The sequence below is a fragment of the Amycolatopsis granulosa genome (genome assembly GCF_011758745.1).
GTDB classification, from domain to species: Bacteria; Actinomycetota; Actinomycetes; order Mycobacteriales; family Pseudonocardiaceae; genus Amycolatopsis_E; species Amycolatopsis_E granulosa.
The window spans coordinates 3,110,002-3,126,023 of sequence record NZ_JAANOV010000001.1 but is presented as its reverse complement, the minus strand read 5'-3'; the positions used below and the strand labels follow the sequence as shown (position 1 = coordinate 3,126,023).

Genomic DNA, 16,022 nt, shown 5'->3' with positions numbered 1-16,022 from the left:
CCCCAGGCCCCACCGCCCGCGCGTCCGCTGGGTGGCCAGCTCGCCGCCGGGGGCGATCCCGCCACGACCGGTCCGGCCGGCCGAGCGGTACGACGGCCCGCCGTCGTACCCCGTGCCGCCGCGATGGGGCTTTCCGCACCTGGCCTGGCGCGTCCCGACGGCCGTGCCCGGCACGCCGTCCGGCTGGCCCAGCCCGGTCGAGCGCGTGCGGGTGCTGCACCGCAACGCGGTCACGATCCTGTGGTTCCTCACCGGTCTCGCGGTCGTCGCGGCGGGCGCCGAGTTCTGGCGCTACGCCCTGCTCGTGGCCAGCCGCACCACCGCGCTGCACGCGGCGACCGTGGCGTTCTCCGATGCGCTGGAGATCATCGCGTCGCTGCTGACCGTCGTGTTCGGCCTGCTCGGCCTCGGCGCGACGCTGTGGTGGCTGCTCATCGCACGCGCCGCCGCCGCGGAGGCCGCCGGGCAGGAGCCGGCCCGCTCCACGGGCGAGGTGGTCGCGGGAGTCCTGGTGCCGGGGGTGAACCTGGTGATGGCCGGGTCGATCCTCGCCGAACTGGAGCACCTCGTCCTCGGCCGCGCGCCCGTGCGGCGTCCCCGCCCGTCCCGGGTGGTGCTCGCCTGGTGGGCGGCCTGGATCGCGAACGAGGTGCTGATGCTGCTGGTCATCGGGTGGCGGTTCAAGGACGGCGTCCAGGCGATGGCGGACAGCGTGCTGCTCACCGGGTTGCTGAACGTCTCGGCCGCCGGGCTCGCCGCGCTGACCGCGGTGCTGGTCTACCGCCTGACGACCCTGCTCGCCCCGGCCCGCACCGACCGGTTGCGCCGGTGGCAGGTGCGGTCGGTCAAGGGCGCGCCCGCGCCGTCGCTGCGCCCGGCCCGTCCGGCCGGCGCCGCTCGTTAGGCCGTCACCGGCAGGTTACGCAGCCCGCGGATCACGAACTCGGGCCGCCGCCGCGGCTCCGCGGCCAGCCGCAGCTCCGGCAGCCGCCGAACCAGCGCCGACAGCGCGGCGCCGATCTCGATCCGCGCCAGCGGCGCACCGATGCAATAGTGGATCCCGGCGCCGAAGCCCAGGTGCGTCCCTTCGGTGCGGCCGACGTCGAGCGTGTCCGGGTCGGCGAACACCTCGGGGTCGCGGGCCGCCGCGCCGAGCAGCGCGGCGATCTTCTCGCCGCGGGCCACCCGGAACCCGGCGATCTCGACGTCCTCGGTCGCGGTGCGCTCGAACAACTGGAGCGGCGCGTCGAACCGGATCAGCTCCTCGACCGCGGTCGGCATCAGGCCGGGGTCCTCGCGCAGCCGGTGCCACTGGTCCGGGTGCCGCAACAGCGCCCGGACCCCGTTGCCGATCACGTTGACCGTCGCCTCGTGACCGGCCATCAGCAGCAGCACGGCGGTCGCCACCACCTCGTCCTCGCTGAGGTCGGCGTGCAGCAGGTCGGTGATCAGGTCCGCGCCCGGTTCCCGCCGGCGCCGTCCGGCCAGTTCGCGCAGGAACGCCACGAACTCGGTCGCCGCGTGCTCGGCCGCCACCCGGCCGGACTCGGGCAGGCCGTACTCGTACATCTTCACGATCGCGTTCGACCACGGGACCAGCCGCGGGCGGTCGGCCTCCGGGACGTCGAGCAGTTCGGAGATCACCGCGACCGGCAGCGGCTGGGCGAGCGCCTCGAGCAGGTCCGCCGAGCCGTGCGCGGCGATGTCGTTCACCAGGCCGGTGACCAGCTCGTCGGCGAGCTTCGCGACCGTCGGCCGCAGCCGCTCCACGTGCCCGCGCCCGAACGCCGACGAGATCGACCGGCGCAGGCGGGTGTGCACCGGGGGTTCGTTCTCCAGCAAGGAGTTGCGGTGCAGGAGGTTGAACGACACGAACTGCTCGGCCGGGCTCGCGTCGGTCCAGATCCGGCCCAGCCCGCGGTGCCGCAGCACCGCCGAGGCCGCCGCGTGCGACACCGCGATCGCCAGGCCCAGGCCGTCGTGCTGGTGCACCGGGGCCTGCGCACGCAGTCGGGCGAACTCCGGGTACGGATCGTCGAGGAACGCGGGGTCACCAGGATCGAACACGGTCCGAGCCTAAGACTTGTTGCAGACCTGGCTTGCGTGGCGGTGCGGGAAACAGAACCAGTCCCCGCTCCCTGGGGGTGTGCCCGGTTCGGTAGCGTCTGCGGCCTGGCGTTCGAGGAGGCGACATGGGCAAGGGTGCGCGCAAGCGGGGTCCGAAGAAGGACAAGGCACCGAAGATCCGGGACGTGTTCGTGGCGCAGCCGTTCGAGGGGCTGGCCGCGGAACCGGAGCTGATCGCGCTGCGCGAGTTCGTGCCGTCGGCCACCGCACCGCTGTCCCTTGTGGACGCGGGCGAGCGGAGGATCACGCTGGCGACCGTGCTGCCGATGGCCGCGGCCGCGTTCGTGCGCACCGACGGCGAGGTGTTCGTCGGGCTCCAGGTGCAGACCCGGTCCAGTGACATCAGCCGCGACCTGGGCCGCGCGGTCCGCTGGGCGCTGACGGCCGAGCCCGGTGACGTGCTGCCGGTGCCGGACACCACGAGCGCGCCCCAGGAGGGTGAGCGCCTGCAGGACCTGCTGGTGGCGGATGCGGAGCTGGACGTCACGATGCACACCAACTTCGACTGGTGGCTGCCCGAGGACACCGACCCCAGCGGCGAGGTCAAGGTGTCGCTGGAGCGGGCCAACGAGGCGATCATGCCGACCGAGCGCCTCGGCACCGGTTCGTACTGGGTCCTGGCCGGGGAGAAGGCGCACCTGCGCTGGGTGCGGCGCGAGCCGGAGGGCCGCCTGATGCAGGCGCTGGCCCGGCTGTCCGCGGCCGGTGAACTGTCGCTGGGCGAGGGCTCCCGGTACGCCGGGTCCTTCCGGGCGCACGGTCTGCTGGTGCCGGTGTGGGACCTCGACCCCGAGGCGCACGCCCGCGAGTGGGCCGAGCCGGCCGAGCAGCTGGGCGCCCGCCTGGACGAGGCGCTGAAGTCCGTCGCGGACGAACCGCTGACCCCGGCCGAGCGCCGCGCACGTGACGGGCTCGTCGGCCGCCAGCTGACGCTGCGGTAGTGATCCTGCACATCTGCGCCGCGAGCGAGTGGACGGGCGCGGACTACCGCGCCCCGTCCCTGGACACGGCCGGCTTCATCCACTGCGCCGACCCGGGCACGGTGGTGATCCCGGCGAACGCCCGGTTCACCGGTCGCCGCGACCTGGTGCTGCTGGAGATCGACCCGTCCCGGCTGGACGTCCCGCTGCGCTGGGAGGAGGGTGACCCGCCCCACCCGGACGGCGTGCTGTTCCCCCACGTGTACGGCCGCATCCCGGCGGAGGCGGTGGTGGCCGTGCACCCGTTCCCGCCCGGCGCGGACGGCCGGTTCCGCCTCCCGGACAGCCTCGCGCAACGCGGTCCCGCCTGACGCGTCCCCCTTTCCGGGGCGGTCAGCCGCGGGTGTGGTCGTGCCTGGACCCGGTGGCGGGGCTGCACTCTGCGTCGCGGGAGGCGATACGGTGGGCTCTGTTGCGCGGGCATCACCTGGGGAGGTGTTCGCGCGGCGGGGAGGGAGTCGGCGGTGAGCGACGAGCTGGCGGACTTCGGTGAGTTCGTGCAGGCCAGCCTGCCCGGGCTGCTCCGCTACGGTCACGCCCTCACCGGCAACCCGCACGACGCCGCCGACCTCGTGCAGACGGTGCTGGAGAAGATCGGCTCCCGCTGGAGCCACGTGCGGCGCAAGACGGCCGATCCGCTGGCCTACGTCCGCCGCGCCATGGCCAACGCGCACATCAGCCGGTGGCGCCGGCTGAAGCGGGAGAGTCTGGTCGCCGATCCGCCCGAGCAGCGCACCGCCGACCCGGTGGACCCGTTCGAGCACGAACCGCTGTGGCAGGCGCTGCGCGAACTGCCACCGCGCCAGCGCGCCGTCATCGTGCTCCGCTACTACGAGGGCCTGTCCGAGGCCGAGATCGCCGCCGCGCTGGGCGTCAGCACGGGCACGGTGAAGAGCCAGGCCAGCAAGGCCATCGCGACACTGCGGACCAAGATCGGCTCGATGTCCGGGGGGAGGGACGACTGGTGAACCCCGACGACGAGCTGGGTGCCGAGTTGCGGCGGCTGTTCGACGACGAGCGGCTCGACATCCCGCCCGCCGCCGGGGCCGGGAACGCCATCGTGGCCGGCGCCCGCCGTCGCCGACGGCGGCGCACCGCGCTGGCCGCCTCCGCCGGGGTGCTCACCGCGGCCGCCCTGGTCGCCGGCGGGCTCACCGTGGCCAGGCAGGAACCGGGCACGCAGCAGGCGGCCCCGCCGCCGGTCGTCCCGCCCGTCCCGACGACGACGGTGCCGGGGACGGGGCCGGGGCCGGTCGTGGTGCCGCCGTCGTTCCCGGAGGTCACGCCGCCCCCGACCCCGCCGCCGGCCCTGCCACCGGCGACGAGCCCGCCGGCCCGGCCGCCGGTCATCACGACGCGGCCGCCACCGCCGCCGAGCACCAGCCGGACGACGAGCCGCCCGGCGCCAGCCCCCGCCGTGCTCGGACCCGTGGGTTACGGAAAGCTGCGGCTCGGCATGAGCTTCGACGAGGCCAAGGCAACCGGAATGCTGGCCCACGACGACACCCCGCCGACCGGGTGCGTCACCTACCCGCTCACCGAGGGCACCGCGAACATCGCGTCGGTGACCATTTCACCGGACGGGGGAGTGGTGGTGTTCACCGCGACGGGTGCACGCACTCCGGAAAACATCGGCACCGGTTCCACGGTGGCGGAATTGCAGGCCGCCTATCCCGATTTGACGGGCGACGGGGGCGATTACCGCACCACCACCAGATCGGGCGGTGAATACCGGTTCTCCGTCGGTTCCGGCGGGACCGTCGTGAACTGGGAACTGGTCGGCTCACCGGACTGCTGACACGCGAAGAGCCCGGGCCGCTCGGGCCCGGGCTCCGTACGCGCTGCACGGTATGGCGGTCCTACTGGCGTTCTTACAGTGCGCCTCCGGCGACCGGCGGCATGTCCGGGTCGCCGCCGGCGTCGCCCACGGACTCGCGGGCCAGCCAGTTCTCCACCTCGAACATGTTCCCGGCGGCGCGCTTGATCACCGTGAGGAGCGTGGACATCTGCGACACCTCCTCCACCTGTTCCTTGAGGAACCACTGGAGGAACTGCTCGCCCAGGTAGTCGTCCTCGGCGCGGGCGGCCTTGACCAGGGTGCGGAAGTCGGCCGTGACCTCCTTCTCCTGCTCCAGCGCGAGCTCGACCAGCTCGACCGGGTCGGCGAAGTCGTTGCGCACCTCGCGGGTCGGCGGGATCTCCACGTGGTGGTCGGTGTCCATCATGTACTGCACGATCGCGAGCGCGTGGTTGCGCTCCTCCACCGCCTGGCGGTAGAAGTGCCGGGCCAGCTGGGGCAGGTCCGCGTCGTCGAACCAGACCGCCAGCGCCAGGTACTGCTGGGACGCGTTGAACTCGTTCTGCACCTGCTGCTGCAGGAGCTCGTAGAACTTCGAGCGCGGTTCCTTCTTCAGCATCGCCATGACCCCAGAATAGGCCATTTCGATGATCATCATGCGCGGAACCCTGGTGATTCCCGCTTCGTTTGGATAGCCTTACCGAGATGAGGAAATACTCATTCAGGTTAGCCTTTCCTTATTCCTGAATGGGATCTCGGACCACCGGGCACGACATGCAGCGCGGTCCACCCCGCCCGGATCCCAGCTCCGAACCGGCGATGGCCAGCACCTCGATACCGGCGTCGGCCAGCCGCGCGTTGGTCTCCACGTTGCGCTCGTAGCCCACCACCACGCCGGGCGCGAGCGCCAGGGTGTTGTTGCCGTCGTCCCACTGCTCGCGTTCCGCGGTCACCGGGTCCAGGCCGGTGTCGATCACGCGCAGCTTTTCGATGCCCATCGCCGCCGCCGCGGCGTGCAGGAACGGCTCCGGGCCGCTCACACGCAGCGAACCGTCCCCGTCCGGGCGCAGGGTGAAGGCCACCAACTCGTCCCGCGCCAGCGGGTACATCACCACCGCGTCCGGGGCGACCATGGTGCAGACGGTGTCCAGGTGCATCGTGGCGCGGGCCTGCGCGATCGGCACCGCGAGCACGGTGTGCGCGATGTCGTCGGCGAACAACGACCGGGCCAGCGACTCCGCACCGGCGGCGGTGGTGCGTTCCCCGATGCCGACGGCCAGCACCCCCGGCGCGAGCAGCAGCACGTCCCCGCCCTCGACCGGCGCGGAGTGCGCCCCGTACGCGCGCGAGGCGTGCGAGAAGCGCGGGTGGTAGGCGTAGACGAGGTCGAGCAGGGCGGTCTCCCGCCGCCGGGCCGGCATGGCCAGTGACGAGATCGCCACCCGGTCGGCGATCCAGACCGAGGAATCACGGGTGAACAACAGGTTCGGCAGCGGGTCGACGGCGAAGTCGTGCGGGTGGTGGATCTTGCGGACCAGCGACGCGCCCGCCGCGGCGGGCAGCTCTTCGAACGTCAGCCCGGCCATCAGCACCTCGGCGAGCGTCACCGGGTCCACACCGGACAGGTGCGCGCGCAGCGCGTCCCCCAGGTCCTCGCCCAGCCGCCGGTCGTCCACCGCCGCGAGCACCCCGGCGGCGTGCGCACGCGGATCGGCCAGCGCCTCCCGCAGGACGTCCGCCAGCAGGAGCACCTCGACGCCGCGCCCGCGCAGCACCTCGGCGAACGCGTCGTGCTCCTCCTGGGCCCGGCCGACCCACGGGATCGAGTCGAACAGCAGCTTGTCGTTGTTGCGCGGGGTGAGCCTGGTGAGTTCGTTGCCCGGCCGGTGCAGCAGGACGGTACGCAGTGGGCCGACCTCGCTGTCCACCCTGGGGGTTTCGTGGGTCACGCGCTGAGCGTAGTGCGCTGCGTGCCAGTTCAGGGCAGCCAGCTGACGTGTCCGCGCAGCAGCGAATACCCCACGAACGAGACCACGTCGAGCAGCGTGTGCGCCACCACCAGCGGCACCAGCCGGTTGGTGCGCTGCCACACCCGGCCGAACACCAGGCCCATCACCAGGTTGCCGACGAACCCGCCGAAGCCCTGGTAGAGGTGGTAGGAGCCGCGCAGCACCGCCGCGGCGAACAGTGCGGTGTTCTCCCGCCACCCCAGCTGCCGCAGCCGGGTCAGCAGGTAGCCGACGACCAGCACTTCCTCGGCGAAGGCGTTGCCGAACGCGGACAGCGTCAGCGCGACCGGCCGCCACCACGTGTCGTTCAGCCGGGACGGGACGACGGCCAGGTTGATCCCGAGCTTCCAGCCCACGAAGTACAGCACCAGTCCCGGGATGCCGATCAGCGCGGCCAGCCCGGCGCCCCACAGCGCGTCCCGGCGCGGTCGGGTGCGGTCCAGGCCGACGTCGGTGAGCTTCATGCCGCCGCGCCACAGCAGGTACGCGCCGAGCGCCCCCCACCCGAGGAGCTGCACGGCGGAGAGCAGCTGCGCGAGCAGGTCCAGCAGGTCGGCCGCGCGCTGCGGGACGTTGAGCGCGACGTGCTGGTCGGACAGCGGTTGCGGCTGCAACAACGAGTCGATCAGCGACAGCAGGCTGCGCGCGCCGGACAGGCCCAGGGTGATCGAGAAGACGACGACCACCTCGATCCGCAGCCGTCGCGCGGTCCCGGCGTCCACCGGTTCGGGCAGGCCGGGACGTTCGGGGCGGAGCCAGGAACGGAGCACGTCCGCACGCTACCGTGCCAGGCATGCCCAGGATTGCGACTGCTGACCACGTGGACCGCGCCGAGCTGCTGGACTTCCTCCGCACCCGGCACCGCGCCGTCCTGATGACCACCCGCGCCGACGGCACCCCGCAGCTGTCCCCGGTCACCGCCGGGATCGACCCGGAGGGCCGGTTCGTCGTGGCCACCTACCCGCAGCGCGCCAAGGCGCGCAACGCGCGGCGCACCCCCGCGGTGTCGGCGTGCGTGCTCTCCGACGACTGGAACGGGCCGTGGGTGCAGTTCGACGGCCGCGCCGAGGTGCTGGACGTGCCCGAGGCGGTCGAGCCGCTGGTGGAGTACTTCCGCAGCATCTCCGGTGAGCACCCGGACTGGGACGACTACCGCGCGGCGATGGTCCGGCAGAACAAGGCCCTCATCCGGGTCACCATCGAGCGGTGGGGGCCCATCGCGACCGGTGGTTTCCCACCTGAACTCGCCTGAGCCGCGAGGTCCCGCGGTCAGGGCTGCACGCGCGCCAGGAACGGGCAGCCGACCAGGCGCCGCAGCTCGACGCCCAGTTGTGCAGGGCTGTGCACCGGCCGGGTGAAGGCCAGCCGCACGTCGTGGTCGCCGCAGGGGGACTCCACCCGCAGCCGCAGGCCGAACCGGTCCAGGCCGAGCGGCCGGATCCGGCCGCCGCGCAGTTCTTCCGGAAGGTGCCGGGCGAGCCGGCCGAGGACGTCCGGGTGATCGGTTTCCAGGTGTGCGAGCCACCCGGCCTCGTAGTCGGTGAACGGGTCCGGCGGGACCGCGTTGACCACGTGCGGGCGCAGCGAGTGGGTGCCTTCGGCGTCCGCCAGGACGAACGAGGCAGGGGTGAGCCGGAGCAGGCTCAGCCCGTGGCCGAGGTCCAGCAGGCGTGCGTCGGGGCGGGTCCCGGCGATCGACAGGGCGCGGGCGCGCGCCGATTCGCGGCTCGTGCACCGCAGCAGGCCGGTGATCCACAGCAGCCCGCGGATCGGTTCGCGCAGGTCGACCGGGGCGTGGTCGGCGAGTTCGACCACGACGGCCAGCTCACCGCGCTCGGCACACCGGGTGCGCTCCAGCAGCGGGTGGTCGTCCGGCAGCAGGACGCTGACGCTGCCGGAGGGGTGAACGTGGTGCAGCTGGGGCACCACCCGGTCACCGCCGACCGGGTCGCCCGCGGTGAGCAGCGCGGCGGGGCCGTTCCGCGCGGCGATGGTTCTCGCGCGCTCGGCGGGGCTCGGCGCGGGCGGACGTCGGATCTCAGTCACGGGCCACCTCCTAGTTAGGTGAGCCTAACCTGAGAACGCGGGGAAGGGAAGCCGCAGGTAACGTCCTCCACCGTTCGGCCGACGGGACGTTGTGGACAATCTGGACTCCGGCCGGCCCCGCGTGCTCGCCTACGAACCGCACCCCGGGAACCCGCCCGTGGCGGACCCGCTCGAGGTTGCCGTCGTCGAGAAGCAGCGCAATCGGCTCGTCAACTCGTCGATCCTCTACGTGCTGCTCGCGGCGGGAGCCGGTCTGCTGATCCCCGGCGCGGCCACGCTCGCCCTGGCCGGGTTGCTCGGCGCGGTCACGGTGCTGCAGATGTGCGTGCTGTTCTTCCGGGTCCTGCCTTGCCGGAAGCTGCTCGCCCACCCGGCGATCCTCGTCACGCCCGGTCCGGGGGAGCTGCTGCTGGCCGGGTCGCGGGTCAGCGTCGCGCTGCCCGGCGCCCAGCGGCGCTGGCTGGTGGTGCGGCTGCCGGAGTCGAAGCGGTTGCTGCTGGCCGGTGACCGCCGGGTGTTCCTCGTCGGCCCGGATCCGCGCGGCCGGGTGCTGGTCGGTTTGCCGGGTGCGATCATCGGCCGGTTCGGCCGGATCCGGTCGGAGCCCGCGCCGGGCGCGGTGGAGCCGGCGGCGCCGTCGCGGGACCTGGTGGAGGCGCGGCACGATCCGGTGGTGACCGCGTTCCTGCGTGAGGTGTGGTGCCGGTCCTGGGGGATCACGGTGTCCTTCGTGCTGCTGGCGGCCGTCATCTGGACAACGGGCGCGGTGGTCCTGGAGCTGTCGGTGGCAAGCGCCGTGACGACAGCCCTGGCCGTGTTCTACGCGGTGCTCGGACTGCTGGTGCTGGTCCGCACGGCGGGGCTGTCCGCGACGGTGCGGCGCGGGCCCTGGCAGGAACTGCACGCGACGCTCGACACCGACATCGAGGTCGGCGGTTCCGGCGCTTTCGGCAAGGCCGAGGGGCGCGTCCTGCTCGCCGACGGCGAGGCGGGCGTCCGCTTCCAGCGGGTCTCGGTGGATCTGCTGGTCAACGTCCGGGACACCGGGCGGCTGTGGGTCCTCGGTGCGCCTGGACGGGGGAAGAAGATGGCCGCCGGACTGCCCGGTCATCCGGTGCTCGGGTTCGTGAACCTCAGGTGAAGTGTCCGGGGGGCGTACGTGTTTGTCCGGTTCCCGTACGCTACTAGCGTGTGCCATGTGTCAAGCGCTGTGGAACTCACGCCCCCCGGCCCCCGCGGAATTCCGCCCCTCTTCGCGCGGCTCGTAGACGACTCGGCGCTCTTCCCGCCCGGTACGGCGACGATGCCGGACGCGCTGCGGAACTACCTCGCCGGTCGTGACGGCGACCGCGCGGGCCTGCTCGGTGTCTTCCTGTGCCAGGCGTCCCGCCTGCCGGAACTGATCACCGAGCTGATCAAGATCAAGCCGAAGGAGCCGCTGCCGCTCTCGCTGATCATCGACACCGGGCTGGGCGGCGTGCCGAAGGCGATCTCGATCGTCGAGTCCCGCAGTGAGCTGCTGTCGCTGCGCATGGTGGAGATGCCGGCACCCTCGGACGTCGACGAGGTGTGGCTGGAGCGCGTCTCCGAGTTCGTACCGGAGGACGTGATCCGCGTGGTCGAGCCGCGGCGGGGCGTGGGCTGGCTCGACGGCGTGCGGCGCGTGATCGAGCACGGCAGCTGGCCCAAGATCCGGTGCGGGGGCCAGTCCAGCGAGAATTTCCCCAGCATCGACGAGGTCGCCGACTTCCTCGCGGTCGTCAGCGGCTCGGCCGGGGCGTCCTTCAAGGCCACCAACAGCCTGCACCGCGCGGTGCGGCACGAGGACCCGGACAACGGCATCGCCCACCACGGTTTCCTCAACCTGCTCGTCGCGGTGGCGCGCAGCCTCTCCGGCGGCGACGTCCGGGCCGCGCTCGCCTCGACCGACGGGGACTCCCTGGCCGAGGAGGCGCGGGCGCTGTCCGAGCCGGCCGCGAAGGCCGTGCGCGCGTTGTTCGCGTCCTACGCCTGCGACAGCTTCGAGGCGCCGGCCGCCGACCTCGAGGCGCTCGGCCTGCTGTAGTGACCGCGGAAGGCTCGCTGACCCTCGACCGCGGCCTGGCGCTGCTCCAGGCCGTGGCCGACGCCGACGGCGACGCGGCGACCATCTCCGAACTGGCCGCCGCGATCGGGGCGAGCCGCGCCGCCGTCTACCGGCTGCTGGTGCCGCTGTCCGAGCGCGGACTGGTGTGGCGCGACGGCAGCAAGGTCCGGCTGGGTGCCGGGCTGCTGCGCCTGGCCGGTCAGGTCGTCCCACAGCTGCGTGCGGCGGCCCGTCCGGTCCTGCGGGAGCTGGCCGAGACCTGCGGTGCGACCGCGTACCTGTCGATCGCCGAGGGCGATCTGGTCGAGCCGGTGGTCACCGTCGAGCCGTCCGGCACCGACTTCCACGTCGCCTACCGGGTCGGCGCTCGCCACCCGGTCGGCGTCGGCGCGGCCGGCAAGGCGATGGCATTGCGCCGCGGCGGCCGCGGCTGGGTGGTGGCCACCGGCGAACCGCAGCGCGGCACCTCGGGCGTGGCCGCGCCGGTGCGCGGGGTGCCGGGCCTGCGTGCCGCGGTCGGGGTGATCGCGCTCGGCCCGGTCGACACCGAGACCGTGGGGCCGCGGGTGGCCGAGGCGGCCGCCGCGGTCGCCGAGGTGCTGCGCGGCCGCTGACACCGGTGGGTCACGCGTTGGCGCGCCGGACGGAGCGCTGGACGAGACCGCGGATCCCTGGGAGCTGGATGGCGCGGATCGTCAGGTCACGCGCCCACACATGGGCCCTGCTGGGTGGCGCGTACTGGCTCGTGCCCTTGCGGGCCAGCGCCTGCCGCGTCCGTATCTCCGGACGCAGTTGCGCCTCCCACTGCACGAGTGCCGCCGTGATGTCGCCGGGGTGTTCGCCGAGTGCGGTGCCGAGCCGGTCCGCCCCGGCGAGCGCGAGGGCGGCGCCGTACCCCGCGAACAGCGGAACGCACCAGGCCGCGTCGCTGAGCAACACCACCCGGCCGCGGCACCACTCGTCCATCACCACCTGGCTGACGGAGTCGAAGTAGGCCGTTTCCGGAGCGGCCGCCAGCCGGCGCAGCGCGTCCGGCACACCGCCGCCCAGATCCCCGAAAGCGGAACCGAGAGCGGCCACCGGTCCGCGGGCCAGTTCGGCGGCTGGATCATCAACTCGGTAGGTGAAGAACGCCGACGATCGGCCCGGTCCGAGGTTGATCAGCGCCGCCGTCCGGCGTGGACCGATGAAGGTCGCGCCCGCCCCGTCCGGCACGTTCCGGGGCACGCCGTCGAGGGGGAACGCGGCGACCACGTGCCGCAGGTCCACGCGGAAGCCCGCCTCGGGGCCGAAGACGAGGTCGCGGACACCGGAGTGCACCCCGTCCGCGCCGACGAGGAGTTCCGCACGCTCCGTCGTGCCGTCGCTCAGCGTGACGTCGACCCCGTCCGGGTCCTGGGCGACGGACCGCACGACGGTGCCGAAGCGGATCTCGGCGACGTCGCGCGCCGCCTCGTACAACGCGGACTCCAGGTCGCCCCGGAACACGGTCATCGCGCGGGGGCCCAGCGCGGCCTGCGCGAGCGCGGCCGGGATCGTGAGCTTCGGCCGGCCGTCGGCCCGGACGAGGATCGAGGTGAACACCCCGAGGTCCCGGTCCGCCAGCGCGGGCAGCACCCCGAGCCGGTCCGCGGCGTCGTAACCCTGTCCCAGCAGGTTCACCAGGTAGCCGCTGCTGCGGCGCGCCGGGGCCCGCTCCACCACGAGCACCTGCCACCCCGCGCGGTGCAGTCGCAGCGCGGTCGCCAATCCCGCGATACCGGCACCGGCGACCACTGCCCGGTTGGGATGTTCCACGCCCTCAGCCACGGCCACTCCTCCAGTCGAGTATGAGCAAATGTTCAAACTATTATGAACACGTGCTCAAACTCGGTGCAAGCGGGTAGGCTGGCCGTCGTGCCCAGAGGTGTCGCCATTCCGGAGCTCCGGCAGCAGCTGTTCGCCGCGCTCGAACGGGTGATCGCCCGGGACGGGGCGGGCCGGCTGAGCGGCCGTGCGGTCACCGGCGAAGCCGGCGTCGCAACCGGGCTGCTGTACGCGCACTTCGCCGATGTCGACGACTTCCTGGCCGCCTACGCGGTCGATCGCGCGTTCCTGGTCTCCGCCGGAGCCGCGAGCCTGCCGGGGCGGGTCGGCACGGGCGATGTCGCCGGCAACCTGTGTGCGGCCGCGCTGTCGGCGTCACCGGCGACGGTCCTGACTCTGACGCGGCTGCTCGTCTCGCGCCCGGAACTGGCCGGGCGCGTCCAGGCCGTGCTCGGGGACAGGACCGCCGGCTTCGACGCGATCGAAACCGCTGCCGCTGCCTACCTCGCCGGCGAACAGCGGGTCGGCCGGGTCGCCGCGGACGCCGATCCGGCGGCGCTGGCCCTCGCGCTGGTCGGCGTGCTCCACCGCCTGGTGCTCGCCGGTGACGCCGAGCCCGAGCGGATCACGCGTGCGATCACCGGGCTGATCAGCGCCTTCGCGCCGGCGACAGCCGGCTGACCGGTCAGGCGACCGCCTGCCACGCCGCCACCAGGGCGAACGCGACGAAGACGAAACCGGCGATGCGCTGCAGCAGCTTCGGCTTGAGGCGGCCACGCACCTTGTGCCCGACGAACACCGCGATCGACGCGACCGTGAGCAACGCGAGCAGCGAGCCGGTGAACACCATCAGCGGATGGCCGTACCGGGCGGTCAGCCCGGCTGTGGCCAGCTGTGACGCGTCCCCCCACTCCGCGGCGAACAACACCCCGAACGAGGTGGCCGCGGCGCGCACGAACGACACCGGCCGCACCCCCTGGCGCGCCGCGTCCTCGCCGCTCTCGTCCGGCGTCGAGAAGCCCTCGCGCAGCAGCAGGACCGCCCCGATCCCGAACAGGGCCGCGACGACGGTCGCGACCAAGCTTTCCGGCAGCAGTGTCAGCGCCTTGCCGAACAGCACCGCGATCGTGGACTGCACGGCGAACGCCACGGACACCCCGGCCAGGACCGGCCACGCGCGGAACCGCGTGGTCAGCACCAGCGTGGCGATCATCGTCTTGTCCGGCAGTTCAACGGCCAGGACGAGCACGTACGCGCTGAGCAGTGCCAGCAGTGCGGTACTCACGGTAGTCTCCACTCCCCTTTCCTCTGCAACGATAAAGGGGAGCACCCGGAATGACCAGCGAATCGGTTTCGCGAATTGCCGGTTTTCGGTTGTCCAGATCTATTTCTGGGGTCGGCTCACAATGTGTTTCGCCTCTCCGAAAACTGTCTTGAGCTGCGCCGATCCGGCCCGGGCCGGCCGGTCCACGAAGGTCATCAGCCCGGGCTGCCGGGCGCGCAGAGCTGCGCTGTTCGCGCTCTCCGCGGTGGGTTGGGGATTGTTGTTGAGGTATTCGTATCCCCGCGCGAGCGTGGGCTGATCTTCCCCAGTTCTTCGAAGCTCACCGGGACCTTGGTCCCGGCAAGATCGGGACCGCGGGACCTGATGCCGGACCCCGCGGCGGGGCAGGCTTACTGACGTGGACGTGCTCCAGCTGGCGCGGTGGCAGTTCGGGATCACCACCGTCTACCACTTCCTCATGGTCCCGCTCACCATCGGACTGTCGGTCCTCGTCGCGGGGATGCAGACCGCCTGGGTCCGCACCGGTGAGCCGCGCTACTACAAGATGACCAAGTTCTGGGGGAAGCTGCTGCTGGTCAACTTCGCCATGGGTGTCGTGACCGGCATCGTGCAGGAGTTCCAGTTCGGCATGAACTGGAACGCCTACTCCCGCTTCGTCGGCGACGTGTTCGGCGCTCCGCTCGCGATGGAGGGACTGGTCGCGTTCTTCGTCGAGTCGACGTTCCTCGGCCTGTGGATCTTCGGCTGGGACCGGCTGCCGAAGAAGGTGCACCTGGCCTGCGCCTGGGCGTTCTCGCTGGCCACGATCGCCTCCGCGTACTTCATCCTGGCCGCGAACTCCTGGATGCAGCACCCGGTCGGCGCCGAGATCGTCAACGGCAAGCCCACGTTGCGGTCCATCTGGGCGGTGCTGACCAACAACACCGCGCTGGCCGCGATCCCGCACACCATCGCCGGCGCCTTCTCGGTCGCCGCGGCCTTCCTCGTCGGGATCGGCGGCTGGCACCTGTGGCGCAAGCGCCGTAGCGACGACGAGCACCGGTCGGTGTGGCGCTCGTCGATCCGGCTGGGCGGCTGGACCGGTATCATCGCGTTCGCCGTGCTCGCCATCACCGGCGACACCCAGGGCAAGCTGATGTTCGAGCAGCAGCCGATGAAGATGGCCTCGGCCGAGGCGCTGTGCCACACGGAGCAGCCCGCCAGCTTCTCGATCGTCGCGATCGGCGACGTGACCGCGCAGAACTGCGAGGACGTCAAGACGTTCAACGTGCCGGCGCTGCTGTCCTTCCTCGCGCACAACGACTTCCGCACCGAGGTCAAGGGCGTGGAGGACCTGGTGACCCAGTACCAGGCCCACTACGGCACGAACTACCCGGACGACCCGGCGCTCGGCGAACTGGCCGGCAAACCGATCGACTACGTGCCGAACCTGGCGGTGACCTACTGGGGCTTCCGCATCATGATCGGCTTCGGGGCGATCTCGGCCGGCACCGGCCTGCTGGCGCTGTGGCTGACGCGCCGGGGCCGGATACCGGACACCAAGTGGTTCCCGCGCCTGGCCCTGCTGAGCATCGCGACACCGTTCATCGGCAACAGCGCCGGCTGGATCTTCACCGAGATGGGACGGCAGCCGTTCGTCGTGGTGCCGAACCCGTCCGGTGTGGACGGGGTGTGGATGTTCACCGCGCAGGCCGTGTCCCGGATCTCCACCGGCGAGGTGTGGACCTCGCTGCTCGCGCTGACCAGTCTCTACGCCGTGCTCGGCGTGGTCGAGGTCTTCCTGATGCGCAGGTACGTCCGCGGCGGGATCGACGGTGTCATTCCCCCGGAGCAGAACGACGAAGAGGGCAAGAAGACACTTGCCTTCGCCTACTAGGGAACAGCC

At 72.3% G+C, this 16,022-nt stretch carries 18 protein-coding genes; 11 read left to right on the top strand and 7 right to left on the bottom strand.

Translation table 11 applies throughout. From position 1 onward, the window contains the following. Positions 1-31: 31 nt before the first annotated feature. A complete protein-coding gene (locus FHX45_RS15225) occupies positions 32-904 on the top strand; it encodes a DUF4328 domain-containing protein (RefSeq protein ID WP_167101690.1) in 873 nt (290 codons plus the stop codon). On the opposite strand, the gene FHX45_RS15220 is transcribed toward FHX45_RS15225, so the two are convergent. After that, positions 901-2,067: a cytochrome P450 gene (locus FHX45_RS15220; RefSeq protein ID WP_167101687.1), complete on the bottom strand. Its 1,167-nt coding sequence runs from the start codon at positions 2,065-2,067 to the stop codon at positions 901-903. The genes FHX45_RS15225 and FHX45_RS15220 overlap by 4 nt on opposite strands. 125 nt (positions 2,068-2,192) lie before the next feature. Between FHX45_RS15220 and FHX45_RS15215 the strand changes: the two genes are divergently transcribed. The 4 genes from FHX45_RS15215 to FHX45_RS15200 all read left to right on the top strand — a co-directional run bounded on the left by FHX45_RS15215 (position 2,193) and on the right by FHX45_RS15200 (position 4,905). Continuing rightward, positions 2,193-3,068, top strand: coding sequence for a DUF5926 family protein (locus tag FHX45_RS15215; protein ID WP_167101684.1), 876 nt, complete (start codon positions 2,193-2,195; stop codon positions 3,066-3,068). Next, positions 3,068-3,418: a DUF952 domain-containing protein gene (locus FHX45_RS15210; protein ID WP_167101681.1), complete on the top strand. Its 351-nt coding sequence runs from the start codon at positions 3,068-3,070 to the stop codon at positions 3,416-3,418. Before FHX45_RS15215 ends, FHX45_RS15210 begins: the two co-directional genes overlap by 1 nt. Positions 3,419-3,571: 153 nt before the next feature. Continuing rightward, on the top strand, positions 3,572-4,075 hold the full coding sequence (locus FHX45_RS15205; RefSeq protein WP_167101678.1) for a SigE family RNA polymerase sigma factor: 504 nt from the start codon (positions 3,572-3,574) through the stop codon (positions 4,073-4,075). Then, positions 4,072-4,905, top strand: a complete 834-nt coding sequence (locus FHX45_RS15200; RefSeq protein ID WP_167101675.1) for a hypothetical protein — start codon at positions 4,072-4,074, stop codon at positions 4,903-4,905. The genes FHX45_RS15205 and FHX45_RS15200 overlap by 4 nt, the downstream gene beginning before the upstream one ends. 73 nt (positions 4,906-4,978) lie before the next feature. On the opposite strand, the gene FHX45_RS15195 is transcribed toward FHX45_RS15200, so the two are convergent. The 3 genes from FHX45_RS15195 to FHX45_RS15185 form a co-directional block, all read right to left on the bottom strand. After that, entirely contained in the window at positions 4,979-5,530 is a 552-nt protein-coding gene (locus FHX45_RS15195) for a ferritin (RefSeq protein ID WP_167101672.1), read from the bottom strand. Positions 5,531-5,642: 112 nt separating this feature from the next. Further along, positions 5,643-6,833 (bottom strand): arginine deiminase, encoded by a 1,191-nt coding sequence (locus FHX45_RS15190; protein ID WP_167109000.1) that lies wholly within the window; start codon positions 6,831-6,833, stop codon positions 5,643-5,645. 50 nt (positions 6,834-6,883) lie between these two features. Further along, on the bottom strand, positions 6,884-7,648 hold the full coding sequence (locus tag FHX45_RS15185) for a CPBP family intramembrane glutamic endopeptidase (RefSeq protein ID WP_167108998.1): 765 nt from the start codon (positions 7,646-7,648) through the stop codon (positions 6,884-6,886). 59 nt (positions 7,649-7,707) lie between these two features. On the opposite strand from FHX45_RS15185, the gene FHX45_RS15180 reads away from it, so the two are divergent. Continuing rightward, positions 7,708-8,166: a PPOX class F420-dependent oxidoreductase gene (locus FHX45_RS15180; RefSeq protein ID WP_167101669.1), complete on the top strand. Its 459-nt coding sequence runs from the start codon at positions 7,708-7,710 to the stop codon at positions 8,164-8,166. 17 nt (positions 8,167-8,183) lie between these two features. On the opposite strand, the gene FHX45_RS15175 is transcribed toward FHX45_RS15180, so the two are convergent. Further along, complete coding sequence (locus FHX45_RS15175) at positions 8,184-8,960, bottom strand: DUF2470 domain-containing protein (RefSeq protein WP_167101666.1); 777 nt, start codon at positions 8,958-8,960, stop codon at positions 8,184-8,186. 91 nt (positions 8,961-9,051) lie between these two features. On the opposite strand from FHX45_RS15175, the gene FHX45_RS15170 reads away from it, so the two are divergent. From FHX45_RS15170 to FHX45_RS15160, 3 genes are all read left to right on the top strand, one after another. Then, positions 9,052-10,101: a hypothetical protein gene (locus FHX45_RS15170; protein ID WP_341771471.1), complete on the top strand. Its 1,050-nt coding sequence runs from the start codon at positions 9,052-9,054 to the stop codon at positions 10,099-10,101. 69 nt (positions 10,102-10,170) lie between these two features. Beyond that, positions 10,171-11,025 carry a hypothetical protein gene (locus FHX45_RS15165; RefSeq protein ID WP_167108994.1) on the top strand — a complete coding sequence of 285 codons (855 nt, stop codon included), beginning with the start codon at positions 10,171-10,173 and terminating at the stop codon, positions 11,023-11,025. Next, positions 11,025-11,660: a helix-turn-helix domain-containing protein gene (locus tag FHX45_RS15160; RefSeq protein WP_167101663.1), complete on the top strand. Its 636-nt coding sequence runs from the start codon at positions 11,025-11,027 to the stop codon at positions 11,658-11,660. The genes FHX45_RS15165 and FHX45_RS15160 overlap by 1 nt, the downstream gene beginning before the upstream one ends. Before the next feature lie 10 nt (positions 11,661-11,670). On the opposite strand, the gene FHX45_RS15155 is transcribed toward FHX45_RS15160, so the two are convergent. Continuing rightward, positions 11,671-12,855 carry an FAD-dependent oxidoreductase gene (locus tag FHX45_RS15155; protein ID WP_341771470.1) on the bottom strand — a complete coding sequence of 395 codons (1,185 nt, stop codon included), beginning with the start codon at positions 12,853-12,855 and terminating at the stop codon, positions 11,671-11,673. A gap of 87 nt (positions 12,856-12,942) precedes the next feature. Between FHX45_RS15155 and FHX45_RS15150 the strand changes: the two genes are divergently transcribed. Then, positions 12,943-13,533: a TetR/AcrR family transcriptional regulator gene (locus tag FHX45_RS15150; RefSeq protein ID WP_167101660.1), complete on the top strand. Its 591-nt coding sequence runs from the start codon at positions 12,943-12,945 to the stop codon at positions 13,531-13,533. 4 nt (positions 13,534-13,537) lie between these two features. Here the strand turns inward: FHX45_RS15150 and FHX45_RS15145 are convergent, their stop codons facing one another. Next, positions 13,538-14,137: a TMEM165/GDT1 family protein gene (locus tag FHX45_RS15145; RefSeq protein WP_341771469.1), complete on the bottom strand. Its 600-nt coding sequence runs from the start codon at positions 14,135-14,137 to the stop codon at positions 13,538-13,540. Positions 14,138-14,534: 397 nt separating this feature from the next. Here FHX45_RS15145 and FHX45_RS15140 point away from each other — a divergent pair, with 397 nt between their 5' ends. Next, positions 14,535-16,013, top strand: coding sequence for a cytochrome ubiquinol oxidase subunit I (locus FHX45_RS15140; RefSeq protein ID WP_167101657.1), 1,479 nt, complete (start codon positions 14,535-14,537; stop codon positions 16,011-16,013). Positions 16,014-16,022: the final 9 nt, after the last annotated feature.